At 64.2% G+C, this 17,928-nt stretch carries 21 protein-coding genes; all 21 read left to right on the forward strand.

Features of this window, described 5'->3' with window-relative positions; all coding sequences use genetic code 11:
* Nucleotides 1-17: 17 nt before the first annotated feature.
* Genes EEB18_RS18205 through EEB18_RS18305 form a run of 21 tightly spaced genes read left to right on the forward strand, consistent with a single transcriptional unit; the run spans nucleotide 18 to nucleotide 17,928 of the window.
* A complete protein-coding gene (locus EEB18_RS18205; RefSeq protein WP_056351288.1) occupies nucleotides 18-392 on the forward strand; it encodes an NADH-quinone oxidoreductase subunit A in 375 nt (124 codons plus the stop codon).
* Nucleotides 389-943 (forward strand): NuoB/complex I 20 kDa subunit family protein, encoded by a 555-nt coding sequence (locus tag EEB18_RS18210; protein ID WP_156377814.1) that lies wholly within the window; start codon nucleotides 389-391, stop codon nucleotides 941-943. The genes EEB18_RS18205 and EEB18_RS18210 overlap by 4 nt, the downstream gene beginning before the upstream one ends.
* Nucleotides 943-1,857 carry an NADH-quinone oxidoreductase subunit C gene (locus tag EEB18_RS18215; RefSeq protein ID WP_187140214.1) on the forward strand — a complete coding sequence of 305 codons (915 nt, stop codon included), beginning with the start codon at nucleotides 943-945 and terminating at the stop codon, nucleotides 1,855-1,857. Before EEB18_RS18210 ends, EEB18_RS18215 begins: the two co-directional genes overlap by 1 nt.
* Before the next feature lie 35 nt (nucleotides 1,858-1,892).
* Nucleotides 1,893-3,110 (forward strand): NADH-quinone oxidoreductase subunit D, encoded by a 1,218-nt coding sequence (locus EEB18_RS18220; protein WP_187140224.1) that lies wholly within the window; start codon nucleotides 1,893-1,895, stop codon nucleotides 3,108-3,110.
* A complete protein-coding gene (locus EEB18_RS18225; RefSeq protein ID WP_187140213.1) occupies nucleotides 3,107-3,271 on the forward strand; it encodes a hypothetical protein in 165 nt (54 codons plus the stop codon). The genes EEB18_RS18220 and EEB18_RS18225 overlap by 4 nt, the downstream gene beginning before the upstream one ends.
* Nucleotides 3,264-3,932 (forward strand): complex I 24 kDa subunit family protein, encoded by a 669-nt coding sequence (locus tag EEB18_RS18230; protein ID WP_187140212.1) that lies wholly within the window; start codon nucleotides 3,264-3,266, stop codon nucleotides 3,930-3,932. The genes EEB18_RS18225 and EEB18_RS18230 overlap by 8 nt, the downstream gene beginning before the upstream one ends.
* 5 nt (nucleotides 3,933-3,937) lie before the next feature.
* Nucleotides 3,938-4,108, forward strand: coding sequence for a hypothetical protein (locus EEB18_RS18235; protein ID WP_156377815.1), 171 nt, complete (start codon nucleotides 3,938-3,940; stop codon nucleotides 4,106-4,108).
* On the forward strand, nucleotides 4,108-5,397 hold the full coding sequence (gene nuoF, locus EEB18_RS18240) for an NADH-quinone oxidoreductase subunit NuoF (RefSeq protein WP_187140210.1): 1,290 nt from the start codon (nucleotides 4,108-4,110) through the stop codon (nucleotides 5,395-5,397). Before EEB18_RS18235 ends, nuoF begins: the two co-directional genes overlap by 1 nt.
* A gap of 32 nt (nucleotides 5,398-5,429) precedes the next feature.
* Entirely contained in the window at nucleotides 5,430-6,098 is a 669-nt protein-coding gene (locus EEB18_RS18245; protein WP_187669022.1) for a hypothetical protein, read from the forward strand.
* Nucleotides 6,095-6,748: a hypothetical protein gene (locus EEB18_RS18250; protein ID WP_187140208.1), complete on the forward strand. Its 654-nt coding sequence runs from the start codon at nucleotides 6,095-6,097 to the stop codon at nucleotides 6,746-6,748. Before EEB18_RS18245 ends, EEB18_RS18250 begins: the two co-directional genes overlap by 4 nt.
* Nucleotides 6,749-6,751: 3 nt before the next feature.
* Nucleotides 6,752-8,764 carry an NADH-quinone oxidoreductase subunit NuoG gene (nuoG, locus tag EEB18_RS18255; RefSeq protein ID WP_187140207.1) on the forward strand — a complete coding sequence of 671 codons (2,013 nt, stop codon included), beginning with the start codon at nucleotides 6,752-6,754 and terminating at the stop codon, nucleotides 8,762-8,764.
* Nucleotides 8,761-8,898, forward strand: coding sequence for a hypothetical protein (locus EEB18_RS18260; RefSeq protein WP_156377816.1), 138 nt, complete (start codon nucleotides 8,761-8,763; stop codon nucleotides 8,896-8,898). The genes nuoG and EEB18_RS18260 overlap by 4 nt, the downstream gene beginning before the upstream one ends.
* The gene (nuoH, locus tag EEB18_RS18265) at nucleotides 8,895-9,947 is read left to right on the forward strand and encodes an NADH-quinone oxidoreductase subunit NuoH (protein WP_187140206.1); all 1,053 of its coding nucleotides are present in this window, start codon (nucleotides 8,895-8,897) and stop codon (nucleotides 9,945-9,947) included. The genes EEB18_RS18260 and nuoH overlap by 4 nt, the downstream gene beginning before the upstream one ends.
* On the forward strand, nucleotides 9,944-10,741 hold the full coding sequence (locus EEB18_RS18270; protein ID WP_187140205.1) for a hypothetical protein: 798 nt from the start codon (nucleotides 9,944-9,946) through the stop codon (nucleotides 10,739-10,741). The genes nuoH and EEB18_RS18270 overlap by 4 nt, the downstream gene beginning before the upstream one ends.
* Nucleotides 10,738-11,226, forward strand: a complete 489-nt coding sequence (nuoI, locus tag EEB18_RS18275; RefSeq protein ID WP_137887995.1) for an NADH-quinone oxidoreductase subunit NuoI — start codon at nucleotides 10,738-10,740, stop codon at nucleotides 11,224-11,226. The genes EEB18_RS18270 and nuoI overlap by 4 nt, the downstream gene beginning before the upstream one ends.
* A 12-nt stretch (nucleotides 11,227-11,238) precedes the next feature.
* Nucleotides 11,239-11,850 carry an NADH-quinone oxidoreductase subunit J gene (locus EEB18_RS18280; RefSeq protein ID WP_056351307.1) on the forward strand — a complete coding sequence of 204 codons (612 nt, stop codon included), beginning with the start codon at nucleotides 11,239-11,241 and terminating at the stop codon, nucleotides 11,848-11,850.
* Nucleotides 11,847-12,152: an NADH-quinone oxidoreductase subunit NuoK gene (gene nuoK, locus EEB18_RS18285; protein WP_053554267.1), complete on the forward strand. Its 306-nt coding sequence runs from the start codon at nucleotides 11,847-11,849 to the stop codon at nucleotides 12,150-12,152. Before EEB18_RS18280 ends, nuoK begins: the two co-directional genes overlap by 4 nt.
* Nucleotides 12,153-12,156: 4 nt before the next feature.
* Nucleotides 12,157-14,208 (forward strand): NADH-quinone oxidoreductase subunit L, encoded by a 2,052-nt coding sequence (nuoL, locus tag EEB18_RS18290; RefSeq protein WP_187140204.1) that lies wholly within the window; start codon nucleotides 12,157-12,159, stop codon nucleotides 14,206-14,208.
* The gene (locus EEB18_RS18295) at nucleotides 14,205-15,776 is read left to right on the forward strand and encodes an NADH-quinone oxidoreductase subunit M (protein WP_187140203.1); all 1,572 of its coding nucleotides are present in this window, start codon (nucleotides 14,205-14,207) and stop codon (nucleotides 15,774-15,776) included. The genes nuoL and EEB18_RS18295 overlap by 4 nt, the downstream gene beginning before the upstream one ends.
* Entirely contained in the window at nucleotides 15,773-17,203 is a 1,431-nt protein-coding gene (gene nuoN / locus EEB18_RS18300) for an NADH-quinone oxidoreductase subunit NuoN (protein WP_056351314.1), read from the forward strand. The genes EEB18_RS18295 and nuoN overlap by 4 nt, the downstream gene beginning before the upstream one ends.
* On the forward strand, nucleotides 17,125-17,928 hold the full coding sequence (locus EEB18_RS18305) for a biotin--[acetyl-CoA-carboxylase] ligase (RefSeq protein WP_187140202.1): 804 nt from the start codon (nucleotides 17,125-17,127) through the stop codon (nucleotides 17,926-17,928). The genes nuoN and EEB18_RS18305 overlap by 79 nt, the downstream gene beginning before the upstream one ends.

The raw sequence follows: 17,928 nt of genomic DNA on the forward strand, positions 1-17,928 counted from the left end.
ATGAACTGCGAGCTCCCATGGTCGACCTGACGCAATATCTGCCGATCCTGATTTTCCTGTTCGTGGCTGTCGGCCTGTCGGCCGCATTCGTGTTCCTGCCGATGGGCGTTTCCCGCCTGACCGGTGCGCACCAGCCCGATCCGGCAAAACTGACCGAATATGAATGCGGCTTCCCCGCGTTCGAGGACGCGCGCAGCCAGTTCGACGTGCGCTTTTATCTCGTCGCCATTCTTTTCATCATCTTCGATCTCGAAGCGGCCTTCCTCTTTCCCTGGGCGGTGAGCCTCGAGGAAATCGGCTGGGCCGGCTGGGCGACGATGATGATTTTCCTCGCCGAACTCGCACTCGGCCTTGTTTATGCATGGAAGAAAGGGGCGCTGGATTGGGAATGAGCAATTCGAGCATCCTGATGCCCGGCCAGATGCCGGTGGCGCCCGGGACCAATCCCGACGCGGGCTTTTTCGACGACCTCAACAACGAGGTCGGCGACAAGGGCTTTCTCGTCACCTCGACCGAGGACCTGTTCAACTGGGCGCGCACCGGCTCGCTGTGGTGGATGACCTTCGGTCTCGCGTGCTGCGCGGTCGAGATGATCCACGTCAACATGCCGCGTTACGACATGGAACGCTTCGGCGCCGCGCCGCGCGCATCGCCGCGCCAGTCGGACGTGATGATCGTCGCGGGCACGCTGTGCAACAAGATGGCGCCCGCGCTGCGCCGCGTGTACGACCAGATGTCGAACCCGAAATATGTCATCTCGATGGGCAGCTGCGCCAATGGCGGCGGCTATTATCACTATAGCTATTCGGTGGTGCGCGGCTGCGACCGCATCGTGCCCGTCGACATCTATGTCCCCGGTTGCCCGCCGACCGCCGAAGCCTTGCTCTATGGCGTGATGCAATTGCAGCGGAAGATCCGCCGCACCGGAACGATCGAACGCTGATGGGTCATCCTGCTCCTTTGGTCGCCCCGCAGTCGGGCCTTGCTGCTGCGCTCAAGGCGCTGCTTGGCAAGGATTTGCTCGCGCATGATTTTGCCGCCGACGAGGACAGCATCACGGTGGATCGCGACGCGATCGCCGCGGTGATGATCGCGCTGCGCGACAATCTCGACTATCAGCAGATGATGGAAATCGCCGGGGTCGACTATCCCGACCGGCCTGAGCGCTTCGAGGTCGTCTATCACCTGCTCAGCGTCACGAAGAACCACCGCCTGCGCGTCCGCGTCTCGACCGACGAGGCGACGCCGGTGCCGACGATCGTTCCCGTCTGGCCGAACGCCGGCTGGCTCGAGCGCGAGGTGTTCGACATGTACGGCGTGCTGTTCGCGGGCAACCCCGACCTGCGCCGCATCCTGACCGACTATGGGTTCCAGGGCCATCCGCAGCGCAAGGACTTCCCGCTGACCGGTTATACCGAGCTGCGCTACAGCGAAGAGGACAAGCGCGTCGTCTATGAACCCGTGCGGCTCGCGCAGGATTTCCGCAATTTCGACTTCATGTCGCCGTGGGAAGGCGCCGACTATGTACTGCCGGGCGACGAAAAGGCCGGCGGTACGGGCGAGGCGCCCGGCAAGGGCGCGCCGACGCCGATGACCGCGAAAGAGGTCAAGGCCGCCGACGACAAGGCGAAGGCCCCGCCGCCGCCGACTCCGAAAACCACCGAAACCCCGGCGCAGACCGGCGCCGGCGCGAAGGCCAATCTGAAGGCCGCGAAAACCAGCCGCGACGGCGCGAGCGCGAAGGCGGCGACCAAGGCCGCCAAGACGCCCGCGACGACCAAGGCGGAAAAGGCCCCGGCCAAGCCGCGCGCGCCGCGCAAGCCCAAGGCTGCGAAGACGGACGGAGGTGACGCATGACCGACTCTCCCTATGTGAAGCACCACGGCGGCGACATGTTCGAAGGCTATCCGGTCGATACCGCGAACACCGCGGGCGACCAGGTCGTCACCAACTACACGATCAACTTCGGGCCGCAGCATCCCGCGGCGCACGGCGTGTTGCGCCTCGTGCTCGAACTCGATGGCGAGATCATCGAGCGCGTCGACCCGCACGTCGGGCTGCTCCACCGCGGCACCGAAAAGCTGATCGAGTATAAGACCTATCTTCAGGCTTTGCCCTATTTCGACCGGCTCGACTATTGCTCGCCGCTCGCGATGGAACATAGCTACGTGCTCGCGATCGAGAAATTGCTCGACCTCGAGGTGCCGGCGCGCGCGCAATATCTGCGCGTTTTGTTCGCCGAGCTGACGCGCATCTGCAATCACATGCTCAACATCGGGTCGCACGTGATGGACGTCGGCGCGATGACCCCGAACCTGTGGGTGTTCGAACTGCGCGAGGATTGCCTCAACTTCTTCGAACGCGCGTCGGGCGCGCGCATGCACTCGGCGTGGTTCCGCCCCGGCGGCGTGCATCAGGATGTCCCCGAAAAGCTGCTCGTCGACATCGGCGAGTGGGTCGAAAAGCGGCTGCCCGAATTGTTCGGCGACGCGATGAGCCTCGTCATCGACAACCGCATCTTCAAGCAGCGCAACGTCGATATCGCGACGGTCAGCAAGGAAGATGCGCTGGCATGGGGCTTCTCGGGCCCGATGATCCGCGGCAGCGGCATCGCCTGGGATCTGCGCAAGTCGCAGCCCTATGACGCCTATGCCAAGATGGATTTCGACATCCCCGTCGGCACCCGCGGCGACTGCTACGACCGCTTCATGGTCCGCGTCGAAGAAGTCTATCAGTCGGCGAAGATCATCAAGCAGTGCCTGCGCGACATGCCCACCGGCCCGATCGCCAGCCTCGACCGCAAGGTCGTGCCGCCGAAGCGCGGCGAGATGAAGCAGTCGATGGAATCGCTGATCCATCACTTCAAGCTCTATACCGAGGGTTTCCACGTCCCCGCGGGCGAAGTTTATGTGGCGACCGAAAGCCCGAAGGGCGAATTTGGCGTCTACCTCGTCAGCGACGGCAGCAACAAGCCGTACCGCTGCAAGATCCGCCCGACGGCGTTCTCGCACCTGCAGGCGATGGATATGATGTCGAAGGGCCATATGCTCGCCGACACCACTGCGATCATCGGCGCGATCGACGTCGTGTTCGGGGAGTGCGACCGGTGACGTCGCGGCAGACATCTCTCCTCTTCTTTGCCTTGTGCTTCCTGATCGGCATTCCGGTCGTGATGGCGACCGGCATGCCGTTCCTGTTCGGAGTGGTGGCTCTTTCGATTGCCGCAGCTTGGTGGGGCCGCAACAAATTAGTGAGCAAGCAGCATGGCTGACGCACCCCAAATCCCCGATGAGGCCGAAGTCCGCGCGCGCTGGGGCGCGTTTGCCTGGACGGCCGAAAATGCCGAAAAGGCGAAGACCGTCATCGCGCGCTACCCCGCGGGGCGCCAGCGTTCGGCGGTGATGCCGTTGCTCGACCTCGCGCAGCGCCAGGTCGGCGCCGAGACGCAGACGCAGGGCTGGCTGCCCGTGCCGGTGATCGAATATGTCGCGAGCCAGCTCGGAATGCCGTTCATCCGCGCCTATGAGGTCGCGACCTTCTACACCATGTACAATATGGCGCCGGTCGGCCGCTATCACGTCCAGGTGTGCGGCACGACGCCGTGCCTGCTGCGCGGCTCCGACGATGTGATGGCGGCGTGCAAGAACCGCGGCATGGTCAAGGGCAAGACGACGCCCGACGGCCTGTTCACGCTGACCGAGGTCGAGTGCATGGGCACCTGCACCAACGCGCCGATGGTCCAGATCAACGACGACAATTACGAAGACCTCGATTTCGACCGCACCGCCGCGATCCTCGATGCGCTGGCGGCGGGCGAAACACCGAAGGCGGGAACCCAGCTCGCCGATCGCCACACCAGCGAGCCGCAGGGCGGCCCGACGACGCTGGTCGAGATGGTCAAGGCCAACCACGACTATCGGAAGGCCTGGTAATGCAAGTGCAAAAGCTCATCCAACTGATCGTCCTGCTGATCTTCGTGATCGTGGCGTGCGTCCTGCTTTCGCTGGCGGCCAAGGTCGCAATCAATCTGGCGCAGATCGCGATCGTCGTCGCGGTCATCCTCGTCATCTATTTCCTCGCCGAACGGCTTTTCGGAAAGCGCCGCTAATGCTCGCCGACAAGGATCGCATCTTCACCAACATCTACGGTTTTCAGCCGTGGAACCTCAAATCCGCGCAGATGCGCGGCGACTGGGACAAGACCAAGGACCTGATGAAGCGCGGCCAGGACGCGATCATCGAGGAGATCAAGGCGTCGGGGCTGCGCGGCCGCGGCGGCGCGGGCTTCCCGACCGGTCTGAAATGGTCGTTCATGCCGAAGGAGCCGCGCGCCGATCGCCCGAGCTTCCTCGTCATCAACGCCGACGAATCCGAGCCGGGTTCGTGCAAGGACCGCGAGATCATCCGCCACGATCCGCACAAGCTGATCGAAGGCGCGCTGATCGCGGGTTTCGCGATGCGCGCGCGCGCCGCCTATATCTACATCCGCGGCGAGTTCATCCGCGAGGCCGAGACGCTCTTCGCCGCGGTGCAGGAGGCGTATGATGCCGGCCTGCTCGGCAAGAACGCCGCCAAGTCGGGTTATGATTTCGACGTTTTTGTCCACCGCGGCGCCGGCGCGTACATCTGCGGCGAAGAAACCGCGATGATCGAAAGCCTTGAGGGCAAGAAGGGCCAGCCGCGCCTGAAACCGCCGTTCCCGGCGGGCGCCGGCCTCTATGGCTGCCCGACGACGGTCAACAATGTCGAGAGCATCGCGGTCGTCCCGACGATCCTGCGCCGCGGCGCGTCGTGGTTCTCAAGCTTCGGGCGCGAGAACAACAAGGGCACCAAGCTCTTCCAGATCTCGGGCCATGTCGAGCGCCCGTGCGTCGTCGAGGAAGAGATGAGCATCCCCTTTCGCGAACTGATCGACAAGCATTGCGGCGGCATTCGCGGTGGTTGGGACAATCTGCTCGCGGTGATCCCCGGCGGTTCGTCGGTTCCGCTGGTTCCGGCGGCCGAGATCATGGACTGCCCGATGGATTTCGACGGGCTGAAGGCCGTCGGATCGGGCCTCGGCACCGCCGCCGCGATCGTGATGGACAAGTCGACCGACGTCGTCCAGGCTATCAGCCGCATCAGCTATTTCTACAAGCATGAAAGCTGCGGTCAGTGCACGCCGTGCCGCGAGGGCACCGGCTGGATGTGGCGCGTGATGGAACGGCTGCGCACCGGCGACGCCGACATCAGCGAAATCGACACGCTGTTCGACGTCACCAAGCAGGTCGAAGGCCACACCATCTGCGCGCTCGGCGACGCCGCGGCCTGGCCGATCCAGGGCCTGATCAAGCATTTCCGCCCCGAACTCGAACGCCGTATTCGCGACAATGGCGGTGCGTTGGAGGCGGCCGAGTGAAATTCGCCGCGCCGATCTTTGCCCTTGCAGTGATGGCCGCAGCGACTGTGCCGACCGACGCGTCGGCGCAGCGTACCGGCACGCGTATCGGCAAGACCGCGACCAAATATGATACGAGCGAAACCATCGCGCTTGTCACCGCTTGCATGGCGGAGCGGCGCAACCAGATCTCGCGCGAGATACTCGATACATTGCCCGGGACAGAGGCTGAGCATCGCGTGATGCTGCGCAGCGAGGGGCCGCTCGGTACCTGCATGGACGACGAACGGTTCGTGCTCGATGGGAAGAAGCTTGAATTCACCGGGCGTGCGCTGCGGCCCTCGCTCGGCGTGGCGATGGCGCGCCGGCAGATCGCGGACAGCAACGGGGCGGCATCGGTGCGGGCGAGCGAGAAGCCCTGGTTCGCCGCCGCGCTCGACGCGCTGCCCGACGACGCGTCGCTCGATGCGCCGCTGCTCGCGCTGTTCGAGATGGGCGATTGCCTGGTCAACCGCGAGAGCGCGGGCGCGATCGAACTGGTCCTGTCCGAACCGGGCAAGGGCGGGCAGGGGCCGGCGATGCGCAAGCTTATCCCTCATCTGTCGCATTGCGTCGTCGCAGGGCAGGAAATCGAGATCACGCCCGAAGTGCTGCGCTACGCGGTCGCCGAGCCGATCTTCCATCGTTCTCAACCGGTTGTCGAAGTGGGAGCTACGCAATGATCGCGCTTGCATTCGCCCTTCTTGCTGCAGCGCAGGCGCCCGAACGGGCGCCGCAAGTCGACAATACGCCGGCGCCGTGGCCCGACCCCGAGCGCGAGCAGAATGGCGCGATCAGCAAGGCCGATCCCGATGCGCGCCAGACGCTCGCGCGCTATGCCGTGTGCGTCGCCGAAAAAAGACCCGATAAGGTCGCCGACCTGCTGACGCAGGATTTTCGCCAGACCTCCTACGGCAACGGTCTGCGCAACCTCGTCCGCGCGAACGAGCTATGCGCGCGGCAGGTCGGCACGCGCGGCGAGCGGCTGCGCGGGCAGAACCTGCCTTTCGCCGCGGCGCTCGCCGAGGCGATGATGGCGCGCGACGCTACGCCGCTCAAGGCGCGGCTCGCCAAGGCCGCGACCGGCAAGGAAGCCGCGACCTATGCCCCCTCGGACAAGGTCGCGATGTGCGTCGCACGCTCGACCCCCGACGAAGTCGCCGCGCTGTTCGCGACCGAGGTCGGATCCGACGGCGAAACGCAGGCCGCGACCAAATTGCTGCCCGTCGTCAAACTCTGTGCGCAGGACGTGAAGCTCGAAACGAGCGTCGCCGGCCTCCGCTCGATCGTCGCCACCGCAAGTTTCCGCCTGCTCAAGGCTCAGGAAAGCTGATTCATGCCTAAAGTAACCGTAGATGGCACCGAAATCGACGTCCCGCAGGGCGCAACCGTCCTGCAGGCGTGCGAGCTGGCGGGGAAGGAAATCCCGCGCTTTTGCTATCACGAACGCCTGTCGATCGCCGGCAATTGCCGCATGTGCCTCGTCGAGGTCGCGCCCGGCCCGCCGAAGCCGCAGGCCAGCTGCGCGCTGCCCGCTGCCGAAGGGCAGGTGATCAAGACCGACAGCCCGATGGTCAAGAAGGCGCGCGAAGGGGTGATGGAGTTCCTGCTCATCAACCACCCGCTCGACTGCCCGATCTGCGATCAGGGCGGCGAATGCGACTTGCAGGATCAGTCGGTTGCCTATGGCCGCGGCGCGACGCGCTATGACGAGAACAAGCGCGCGGTCACCGAAAAATATATGGGTCCGATCGTCAAGACGGTGATGACCCGCTGCATCCAGTGCACGCGCTGCGTCCGCTTTGCGGAGGAAGTCGCGGGGGTCGAGGATATCGGCGCGATCTATCGCGGCGAGAATATGCAGATCACCAGCTACCTCGAAAATGCGGTGCAGAGCGAGCTGTCGGGCAATGTCGTCGACCTCTGCCCGGTCGGTGCGCTCACCAGCAAGCCCTATGCGTTCGAGGCGCGTCCGTGGGAGCTGACCAAGACGCTCGGCATCGACATGATGGACGCGGTCGGCACCAATGTCCGCATCGACGCCCGCGGGCGCCAGGTGCTGCGGGTTTTGCCGCGGGTGAACGACGATGTGAACGAGGAATGGGCGAACGACAAGACGCGCCACCATGTCGACGGCCTCGTCCGCCGGCGCCTCGATCAGCCTTATGTTCGGGTGAATGGCGCGCTCCAGCCCGCCAGCTGGGCCGAGGCGTTCGCGGCGATCAAGGCGGTCAACGCCGGATCGTCGGTCGCCGCGATCGCGGGCGACCTCGCCGATTGCGAGACGATGTTCGCGGCGAAATCGCTGGTCAATGCGCTCGGCGGCACCCTGCTCGAAGGGCGCCAGACCGGGCTCGATTACGACGTTACCAGCCTGTCGGCGGTCAATTTCAACACCACGATCGCCGAGGCGGAGAATGCCGACGTGATCCTGCTCGTCGGCACGAACCTGCGCTGGGAAGCGCCGCTGATCAACACCCGCGTCCGCAAGGCGGTGTGGAAAAAGGGCGCCAAGGTCTTCGCGATCGGCCCCGAAACCGATCTCACCTACAAGACTGAATGGCTCGGCGACGACGCCTCGCTGGTCGCGAAGCTGCCGAAGCCTGTCACCGACGCGCTGAAGGGCGCCGAACGGCCGATGCTGATCTTCGGCGGCGGCGCGCTCTCGGTGCCCGGCGTTCACGGCGCCGGCCTCGCGCTCGCCAAGGCGGTGGATGCGGTCAAGGACGGCTGGAACGGCTTCAACGTCGTGCATTTCTCGGCCGCGCGCATGGGCGCGCTGATGCTCGGCTACGGCCTGCCCGGCGGAATCAAGGACGTGATCGCGGCGAAGCCGAAGCTCGCCTTCTTCCTCGGCGCCGACGAGGTCGATTTCACCGCCTTCGCCGACACGCTGAAAGTCTATGTCGGCCATCATGGCGACAAGGGCGCGCACGCCGCCGATATCATCCTGCCCGCTGCGGCATGGACCGAAAAGGACTTCACCACGGTCAACACCGAGGGCCGGGTCCAGCGCAGCGACAAGGCGGTGTTCGCCCCCGGCGATGCGCGCGAGGACTGGAGCATTTTCAGGGCTTTGGCTGACGCGCTCGGCGTCAATATCGGCTTCGACAGCTTTGCCGAATGCCGCGCCGCGATGATCGCCGCGGTGCCTGCGCTGGGAGTCGAGGGACTTGCCGATTACGGATGGACGGCGCCCAAGCTGCCGACCAAGCCCGAGGCCCGTGCGATCCCGTCGCCGGTCAAGGATTTCTATCTCACCAACGCCATCTGCCGCGCGTCGCCGACGATGCAGCGCTGCTCGGAAGAGCTGGTCCATGGCGTCACTTTTGCGGAGGCCGCGGAATGACCCCGGTGCATATCATCGCCAGCACGCTGCTCGTCGGCATGGGCTACGCCGTCTGGCGCGGTTTCAACGCGCCCAAGAGCGAAAAGCCCGGACCGCATAATGGTTGGAAAAACCAGGACGGCGCGAAGAAATGACCGATACCTTCATCTCGTGGGGCATGGACCCGACCTGGGCATGGGGCGTCGCGACGATCGCCGGCATCCTGCTGATCGCGCTGCCGCTGATGCTCAGCGTCGCGATGATCATCTATGCCGACCGCAAGATCTGGGCGGCGATCGCGCTGCGCCGCGGCCCGAACGTCGTCGGCCCCTTTGGCCTGCTCCAGTCGTTCGCCGACGGTCTGAAAGTCTTCCTGCAGGAAACGATTATCCCGACCGGTGCCAACCGCGGGCTGTTCCTGATCGCGCCGATCATCACCTTCACGGTGGCGCTGATGGCGTGGGCGGTGATCCCGTTCAATGCGGGCGCGATACTCGCCGACATCAACGTCGGGCTGCTCTACATCCTCGCAATCTCGTCGCTCGGCGTTTACGGCGTGATCCTGTCGGGCTGGGCGTCGAACTCGAAATATCCTTTCTTTTCCGCGATGCGCGCCTCGGCGCAGATGATCAGCTATGAAGTCTCGATCGGGTTCATCCTGATCGGGGTCGTGCTCTATGCCGACAGCTTCAACCTGAACGAGATCATCAAGGCGCAGGAAGGTTTCGGGCTCGGCATCGTCAACGCCTTCGGCTTCAACCTGCTGCTCTTCCCGCTCGCGGTGATGTTCCTGATCTCGTCACTCGCCGAAACCGCGCGCGCGCCGTTCGATCTCACCGAAGCGGAATCGGAACTCGTCGCGGGCTATCAGACCGAATATTCGTCGATGGCCTTCGCGCTCTTCTGGCTCGGCGAATATGCCAACGTCCTGCTGATGTGCACGCTCAACGCGGTGCTGTTCTGGGGCGGCTGGCTGCCGCCGCTCAACATCGACCTGATCCCCTGGTTCGACATTCCGGGCTGGGTGTGGCTGTTCGGCAAGATCCTGTTCTTCTTCTTCGTGTTCAGCTGGGTGAAGGCGACCGTCCCGCGCTACCGCTACGACCAGCTGATGCGGCTGGGCTGGAAAGTCTTCCTGCCGATCTCGCTGATCTGGATCTTCCTGATCTCTGGCTGGCTGATGCTGACGAGGTATGGGGCGTGAGCATCCTCGCATCTGTCGCTCTTGCCGCTGCGGCGGGTCCGTCACCGTGCCTGCTTGTCGGGCCGTCACAATCTGTGGTGGTGGTGGCAATCGCTCAGAATTCCGATGGCGAAGTGGTAGTTGCTCCTTATGCTGGTCGTGAATGGCCGTTTGGAGATCAATTCAATCTCACAGCGACGTCGGGCAGGTACCGGCAGGCGCAACCTCGTTCAGACGGTCTTGTTGTCGAATTCACACCAATCGACCAAACCTATAATGTTGAGATTTATCGGGGAGGCGGTGGACGGCACAAAGGGCTGCCAGTTTTTTCAGGAAGCTGTCCCTCGCAATCAAATCCCGGTCTGTCGAAATATGCCACTGCTGTGGCGGCGAGGCGCGGAGCAACGCCGTCCCATGACGCCATTATCGACGGTCGACTTTCGGACTCGAAAGATTGTCAGGTGGCGTCATCCGCTGGATGGGTGAGCCGTTTCTCGTTTTTGGCGGGTGATTGGAACGGTCCCTTTCCGATTGATCCGCGCGACGATTATCTTTGGCCAAAAAAATTGTCGGTGGAAAAGCATCCGGGCCTACCCTTGCCGCCACCCACGAGCGTTTTCGGCATGTTGTCATTTGACGGCGTCGGATCGCCCAGGAGTTTCAACGGAGCCATGTGGTTCAGCAGTAGCAATGACGGTCAGTCGATTTCAGCGCGTGTCGAATTCTATGACTACACGGGCAAGGGCAGCCCTTCGAAAGAGTGGCTCTCCGGCATTTGCAGTGATTTCGTAAGTTCAGGAGCGGCAGTGTCGTGACCACCATCGCCCATCTCGTCAAAAGCTTCACCTTGTGGGAGTTCGTGAAGGCGCACGCCCTCACGCTCAAATATTTCTTCAAGCCCAAGGCGACGATCAACTATCCGTTCGAGAAGAACCCGCTGTCGCCGCGCTTCCGCGGCGAGCATGCGCTGCGTCGTTATCCGAACGGCGAGGAACGCTGCATCGCGTGCAAGCTGTGCGAAGCGGTGTGCCCGGCGCAGGCGATCACGATCGAGGCCGAGCCGCGCGACGACGGATCGCGCCGCACGACGCGCTACGACATCGACATGACCAAGTGCATTTACTGCGGCTTCTGCCAGGAAGCGTGCCCGGTCGATGCGGTGGTCGAGGGGCCGAACTTCGAATTCGCGACGGAAACGCGCGAGGAACTGCTCTATGACAAGGCCAAGCTGCTCGCCAATGGCGACAAATGGGAACGCGCGATCGCGGCGAATCTTGCCGCCGACGCGCCCTACCGGTAAGGGCGCGCGCACATGATCCAGCTCTTCGCCTTCTATCTGTTCGCCACGCTCGTCATCGCGTCCGCCGCGATGGTGATTTTCGCGCGCAATCCGGTCCACAGCGTGATGTGGCTGATCCTCGCCTTCTTCAACGCGGCGGGACTGATGCTGCTCGCGGGGGCCGAGTTCATCGCGATGCTGCTCGTCATCGTCTATGTCGGCGCGGTCGCCGTGCTGTTCCTGTTCGTCGTGATGATGCTCGACATCGATTTCGCCGAGTTGCGCGCGGGCTTCGTGCGCTATCTGCCGCTCGGCGCGCTCGTCGCGATCATCCTCGCCGCCGAACTGATCTTCGCGGTCGGCGCGTGGAGCGCGGGTGGGATCGATCTCGCGGCGCGCGCCGCGCCCGCGGTCGCCGACAAGAGCAATATCCAGCAGATCGGCGAACTGCTCTACACGAAGTATATCTTCCTGTTCGAGGCGGCGGGCATCGTGCTGCTGGTGGCGATGATCGGTGCGATCGTGCTGACCCACCGCCAGCGCGGCGGCGCGCGCACCCAAAATATTTCGTTGCAGAACCAGCGCCGTCCCGAGGATGCCACGCGCCTCGTCGACCCGGGCGTCGGGCAGGGGGTTGAGCTGTGATCTCGGTTGGCCATTATCTCGCGGTCAGTGCCGTGCTGTTCACGCTCGGCGTGCTCGGCATCTTCATCAACCGCAAAAATATCATCGTCATCCTGATGGCGATCGAGCTGATCCTGCTCGCGGTGAACATCAACCTCGTCGCGTTCAGCGCCGCGCTCGGCGATCTCGTCGGACAGGTGTTCGCGATGTTCGTGCTGACCGTCGCCGCCGGCGAGGCCGCGATCGGGCTCGCCATTCTCGTGATCTATTTCCGCGGCCGCGGCACCATTGCGGTCGATGACGCCAACCGGATGAAGGGGTAAGCCGGTGATTCAGGCGATCGTATTCCTGCCGCTGCTCGCGGCGCTTGTCGCAGGCCTCGGCCAGCGCGCCATCGGCCCGTTCGCGGCCAAGCTGATCACCACGGGTGCGCTGTTCGCCAGCTGCGCCTTGAGCTGGCCGATCTTCCTGTCCTTCGTGTGGGGCAATGGCACGGCCGAGGTTGTCACCGTGCTGCACTGGGTCAGTTCGGGCGCGCTCCAGTTCAACTGGGAATTGCGCGTCGACACGCTGACCGCGGTGATGCTCGTCGTCATCACGACGGTCTCGGCGCTCGTCCACCTCTATAGCTGGGGCTATATGGAGGAGGATCCGGACCAGCCGCGCTTCTTCGCCTATCTCTCGCTCTTCACCTTCGCGATGCTGATGCTGGTGACCGCGAACAACCTTGTCCAGATGTTCTTCGGCTGGGAAGGTGTCGGTCTCGCTTCCTATCTGCTCATCGGTTTCTGGTACAAGAAGCCCAGCGCCAATGCCGCGGCGATCAAGGCGTTCGTCGTCAACCGCGTCGGCGACCTCGGCTTCATGCTCGGCATTTTCGGCACCTTCCTGGTGTTCGGCACCGTTTCGATCCCCGACATCCTCAATGCCGCGCCGGGCATGGCGGGCAGCAGCATCACCTTCCTCGGCATGCGCCTCGACACGATGACGATCCTCTGCCTGCTGCTGTTCATCGGCGCGATGGGCAAGTCGGCGCAGCTTGGCCTCCACACCTGGCTGCCCGACGCGATGGAAGGGCCGACCCCGGTGTCGGCGCTGATCCACGCCGCGACGATGGTCACCGCGGGCGTCTTCATGGTCTGCCGCCTGTCACCGATGTTCGAGACCGCGCCGGTGGCGCAGGGCGTCGTCATGTTCGTCGGCGCCGCGACCTGCTTCTTCGCCGCGACCGTCGCGACGACCCAGTGGGACATCAAGCGCGTCATCGCCTATTCGACCTGTTCGCAGCTCGGCTACATGTTCTTCGCCGCCGGCGCCGGCGCTTATGGCGCCGCGATGTTCCACCTGTTCACCCACGCCTTCTTCAAGGCTTTGCTGTTCCTTGGCGCCGGTTCGGTGATCCACGCGATGCACCATGAACAGGACATGCGCTATTACGGCAATCTGCGGAAACAGATCCCGATCACCTATTGGGCGATGATGCTCGGCACGCTGGCGATCACCGGCGTCGGCATCGCGGGCGTCGCGGGTTTCGCCGGCTTCTATTCGAAGGACGGCATCCTCGAGGCGGCATTCGCCAGCGGTGGCGGCGGCGTGGTGGCTTTCTGGGTCGGCATCTTCGTGGCGTTCCTCACCAGCTTCTACTCGTGGCGCCTCGTCTTCCTGACCTTCTATGGCAAGGCGCGCTGGGAGCAGAGCGAGCATATCCAGCATGCGGTTCATGACGCGCATGGCCACGGCCATGACGATCATGCGCATGACGATCATCATCACGACGCGCACCATGGCGTTTCGGGCGACGGCACCGCGGGTTATCACCCGCACGAAAGCCCGATCACGATGCTGATCCCGCTCATCCTGCTGTCGATCGGCGCCGTGTTCGCCGGCATCGCCTTCCACCACCAGTTCATCTATCCCGAAGAAGGCACCGCCTTCTGGCAGGGCAGCATGCTGGCGTTCGACGCGCATCTGATGCACGCCGCGCACGAAGTGCCTCTGTGGGTGAAATGGACGCCGTTTACGGTGATGGCGATCGGGCTGTTCCTCGCGTGGAACAGCTATATCCGCAACACCAGTCTGCCCGCGCGCTTCGTCGCGCAGTTCGGGCTGCTGCACAATTTCCTCTACCGCAAATGGTATTTCGACGAGCTGTACGACATCGTCTTCGTCAAGCCCGCGTTCGCGATCGGCCGCTTCTTCTGGAAGCGCGGCGATGAACAGACCATCGACCGTTTCGGTCCCGATGGCGCGGCGGCGCTCGTCCAGGGCGGCACGCGGCTCGCAGTGCGGCTGCAATCGGGTTATGTTTATGGATATGCGTTCGTGATGCTGCTCGGCCTCGTCGGTCTGGCCAGCTGGGCCATGGTGAAGTTCCTGTGAGCGGCTTTCCCATTCTTTCGCTGATGCTGGCGGTCCCTGCGGCCGCTGCCATCGCCTGTGTTTTCGTCGGCGACAAGTCGGCGCGCTGGGTCGCGCTCGGCGCGACGCTGGTCAATCTGGCGCTGGGCATCCTGCTCTGGGCGCAGTTCGACGTCGGTGGCGCGCAGTGGCAGTTCCAGGAACTGCACGAAGGCCTGTTCGGACCCTTCGACTGGGCGCTCGGCATCGACGGCCTCGCGCTGCTGCTGATCGTGCTCAGCACCTTCCTGATGCCGCTGTGCATCCTCGCGAGCTGGGAGGCGATCACCAAGCGTGTCGGCCTTTACATGGCGATGTTCCTGGCGATGGAAGTCGTCATGATCGGCGTCTTTGCGGCGCAGGATCTGCTGCTCTTCTACATCTTCTTCGAAGCCGGCTTGATCCCGATGTATTTCATCATCGGCATCTGGGGCGGCGCGAACCGCAAATATGCGGCGTTCAAATTCTTCCTCTACACGCTGCTCGGATCGGTGCTGATGCTGATCGCGATGATCGCGATGATCGCCGAGGCGGGCACGACCTCTATCCCGGTCCTGCTCAATTACGACTTCCCGGTCGAAATGCAGACATGGCTGTGGCTCGCCTTCTTCGCCAGCCTCGCGGTCAAGATGCCGATGTGGCCCGTCCACACCTGGCTGCCCGACGCGCACGTCCAGGCGCCGACCGCGGGCTCGATGATCCTTGCGGGCGTGCTGCTCAAGATGGGCGGTTACGGTTTCATCCGCTTCATGATGCCGATGTTCCCCGACGCCTCGGCGCAGCTGATGTGGATCGTCTTCGCGCTGTCGATGGTCGCGGTCGTCTACACCAGCCTTGTCGCGCTGGTGCAAAGCGACATGAAGAAGCTGATCGCTTATTCGTCGGTCGCCCACATGGCGATCGTCACCGCGGGCCTGTTCGCCTTCAACCAGCAGGGCATCGAGGGCGCGATGATCGTCATGCTCAGCCATGGCGTCGTCTCGGCCGCGCTCTTCTTCTGCGTCGGGGTGATCTACGACCGGCTCCACACGCGCGAGATCGACCGTTACGGCGGGCTCGCGGTGAACATGCCGGCCTATGCGCTGTTCTTCATGCTGTTCACCATGGCGTCGATCGGCCTGCCGGGCACCAGCGGTTTCGTCGGCGAATTCCTCAGCATCGCGGGCATTTATGAATCGTCGAGCTGGGTCGCCTTCGTCTGCACCACCGGCATCATCCTCGGCGCCGCGTACATGCTCTATCTCTACCGCCGTATCGTGTTCGGCGAACTCACCAAGGACGATGTGAAGGCGATGCCCGATCTCAATCCCCGCGAATGGGCGATCATGGTGCCGCTGGCGGCCGTGGCGCTGTGGATGGGCGTCTATCCCGAAAGCTTCCTCGCGCCGATGCGCGGCGACGTGACCACCGTGGTCGCGCGCCTCGCCCCGGCCAAGCCCGCCGGTGACGCGCATGTCAGCGCCGGCAAGCCCAAGGCCGCCGCCGACCATAGCGCCGGCCATGGTGAGGCACCCGCCGGCGAAGCGCATCATGCGGGAGGCGTCCAATGACCGCCGATCTCATGCTCGTCTGGCCCGAACTGATCCTGACGATCGGCGGGCTGATCACGCTAATGCTCGGCACCTTCCTCGGCGATCGCCAGGTGGGGCTGTACCAGCTCGCCGCGCTGCTGACGCTCGCCGCCGCGACGGTCGCGGTGGTCGCGCTGTTCGGGGTCAACGCCTCGGTCTTCTCGGGCACGCTGTCGGTCGATGCGTTCGGCGGGTTCGCCAAGCTGATCATCTATGGCGCCAGCGCCGTGTCGATCCTCATCGCGCCGCGTTTCTTCGCGGGCGGTATGCGCGCCGAATACCCGGTGCTGATCCTGTTCGCCGCGCTCGGCATGGGGATCATGGCCTCGTCGCGCGACCTGATGACGCTCTATGTCGGGCTCGAACTCAACAGCCTCGCCGCCTATGTGCTCGCCAGCTTCATGCGCAACGACGAGCGGTCGAGCGAGGCCGGGCTCAAATATTTCGTCCTCGGCGCGCTCGCGTCGGGCATGCTGCTCTATGGCATCTCCTTGCTCTACGGATTCAGCGGCACCACCGATTTCGCCGGCATCGCCACCGCGATGGGCGGTCAGCTCAACGCCGGGCTGATCTTCGGCATCGTCTTCGTGCTCGCGGGCCTCGCGTTCAAGATCAGCGCCGTGCCGTTCCATATGTGGACCCCCGACGTCTATGAAGGCGCGCCGACCCCGGTCACCGCCTTCTTTGCCAGCGCGCCGAAAGTGGCGGCGATGGCACTGATGACGCGCGTCGTCATCGACGCGATGGGCCCCGCGGTCGGTGCCTGGCAGCAGATCGTCATCTTCCTCGCGCTCGCCTCGATCATCCTCGGCGCGGTCGGCGCGATCGGGCAGAAGAATATCAAGCGCCTGCTTGCCTATTCGTCGATCAACAATGTCGGCTTCATGCTGATCGGTCTCGCCGCGGGAACGCAGGCTGGGGTTGAGGGCGTGCTGACCTATTTGGTGGTTTACGTGGTGACCACGCTCGGTGCCTTCCTCGTCGTGCTGCAGCTGCGCGATACGGACGGCAATGCCGTCGAGAGCATCCCCGCGATGGCTGGCCTCGCCAGCAAGCGCGGCTGGCTTGCCGCCGCGATGTCGGTGTTCCTGCTCAGCCTCGCTGGCATCCCGCCGCTGTTCGGCTTCTGGCCCAAATTGCTGGTGTTCCAGGCCGCGGTGAACGCCAACCTCGTGCCGCTCGCGGTCGCCGGCATCGTCGCGTCCGTTATTGGCGCATATTATTACATCATGGTCATCAAGACGATGGTGTTCGACGATCCCTCCGACACCGAATTCGCGGCCCCCGCGGCGCCGGTCGAACGGGTGCTGATGACGGTCAGCGCGCTGTGGCTGTCGGTGATCGGCTATCTCTTCATTCCGCTGCTGGCCATCGCATCGGCCAGCGCCGCATCGGTGCTGTTCTGATTCCGCCGATAGAGCGGATCGCCGAGACAGGTTCGACCAACGCCGACCTGCTGGCGCGGCTGGCCAGCGGCGAGCATGTGGGCGAGGGGCATTGGCTCGTCGCCGACCGCCAGACCGCGGGTCGCGGCCGCCTGGGGCGTGGGTGGAACGACGGGCAGGGCAATTTCATGGGCTCGACCGTGGTCCATCTGACCGCCGGCGATCCGTCGCCCGCGACGTTGGCGCTCGTTGCCGGGGTGGCGCTGGCAAAGGCCGTCGCGGCGCTCGCACCCGGTCTTGGCGCACAGCTCAAATGGCCGAACGACCTGCTGGTCGACGGCGCCAAATGCGCGGGCATATTGATGGAGCGCACCGGCAACAGCATCGTGATCGGCATCGGTGTCAACCTCGTCGCTGCGCCCGAACTGCCCGATCGCCCGACCGCGACGCTCAGCGACAAGGGCGCCAGCCTCGATCGCGACCGCTTCGCCGATGCGCTCGCGATCGCGATGACCGACGCGCTGTGGACCTGGCGACAGGAAGGCATCGGTCGCATCATTGCCGCTTGGCTGCCGCAGGCGCATCGCGTCGGCACCCCGCTGCGCGTGTCCGAACAGGGGATCGACGGTGTTTTCGACGGCCTGGCTCCCGACGGTGCGCTGCGCTTGCGCCGCGACGGCGGCGAGACCATGTTGGTCCATGTCGGCGACATCGAACTGCGCCGACCGCTCGAAGAGGGGAAATAG

The organism is Sphingopyxis sp. OPL5, assembly GCF_003797775.2.
Classification (GTDB): Bacteria; Pseudomonadota; Alphaproteobacteria; order Sphingomonadales; family Sphingomonadaceae; genus Sphingopyxis.

Coding starts and splice junctions, on each gene's coding strand:
- EEB18_RS18205 (WP_056351288.1), top strand. CDS start 18: ATGGTCGACCTGACGCAATATCTGCCGATCCTGATTTTCCTGTTCGTG.
- EEB18_RS18210 (WP_156377814.1), top strand. CDS start 389: ATGAGCAATTCGAGCATCCTGATGCCCGGCCAGATGCCGGTGGCGCCC.
- EEB18_RS18215 (WP_187140214.1), top strand. CDS start 943: ATGGGTCATCCTGCTCCTTTGGTCGCCCCGCAGTCGGGCCTTGCTGCT.
- EEB18_RS18220 (WP_187140224.1), top strand. CDS start 1,893: ATGTTCGAAGGCTATCCGGTCGATACCGCGAACACCGCGGGCGACCAG.
- EEB18_RS18230 (WP_187140212.1), top strand. CDS start 3,264: ATGGCTGACGCACCCCAAATCCCCGATGAGGCCGAAGTCCGCGCGCGC.
- nuoF (WP_187140210.1), top strand. CDS start 4,108: ATGCTCGCCGACAAGGATCGCATCTTCACCAACATCTACGGTTTTCAG.
- EEB18_RS18245 (WP_187669022.1), top strand. CDS start 5,430: ATGGCCGCAGCGACTGTGCCGACCGACGCGTCGGCGCAGCGTACCGGC.
- EEB18_RS18250 (WP_187140208.1), top strand. CDS start 6,095: ATGATCGCGCTTGCATTCGCCCTTCTTGCTGCAGCGCAGGCGCCCGAA.
- nuoG (WP_187140207.1), top strand. CDS start 6,752: ATGCCTAAAGTAACCGTAGATGGCACCGAAATCGACGTCCCGCAGGGC.
- EEB18_RS18260 (WP_156377816.1), top strand. CDS start 8,761: ATGACCCCGGTGCATATCATCGCCAGCACGCTGCTCGTCGGCATGGGC.
- nuoH (WP_187140206.1), top strand. CDS start 8,895: ATGACCGATACCTTCATCTCGTGGGGCATGGACCCGACCTGGGCATGG.
- EEB18_RS18280 (WP_056351307.1), top strand. CDS start 11,239: ATGATCCAGCTCTTCGCCTTCTATCTGTTCGCCACGCTCGTCATCGCG.
- nuoN (WP_056351314.1), top strand. CDS start 15,773: ATGACCGCCGATCTCATGCTCGTCTGGCCCGAACTGATCCTGACGATC.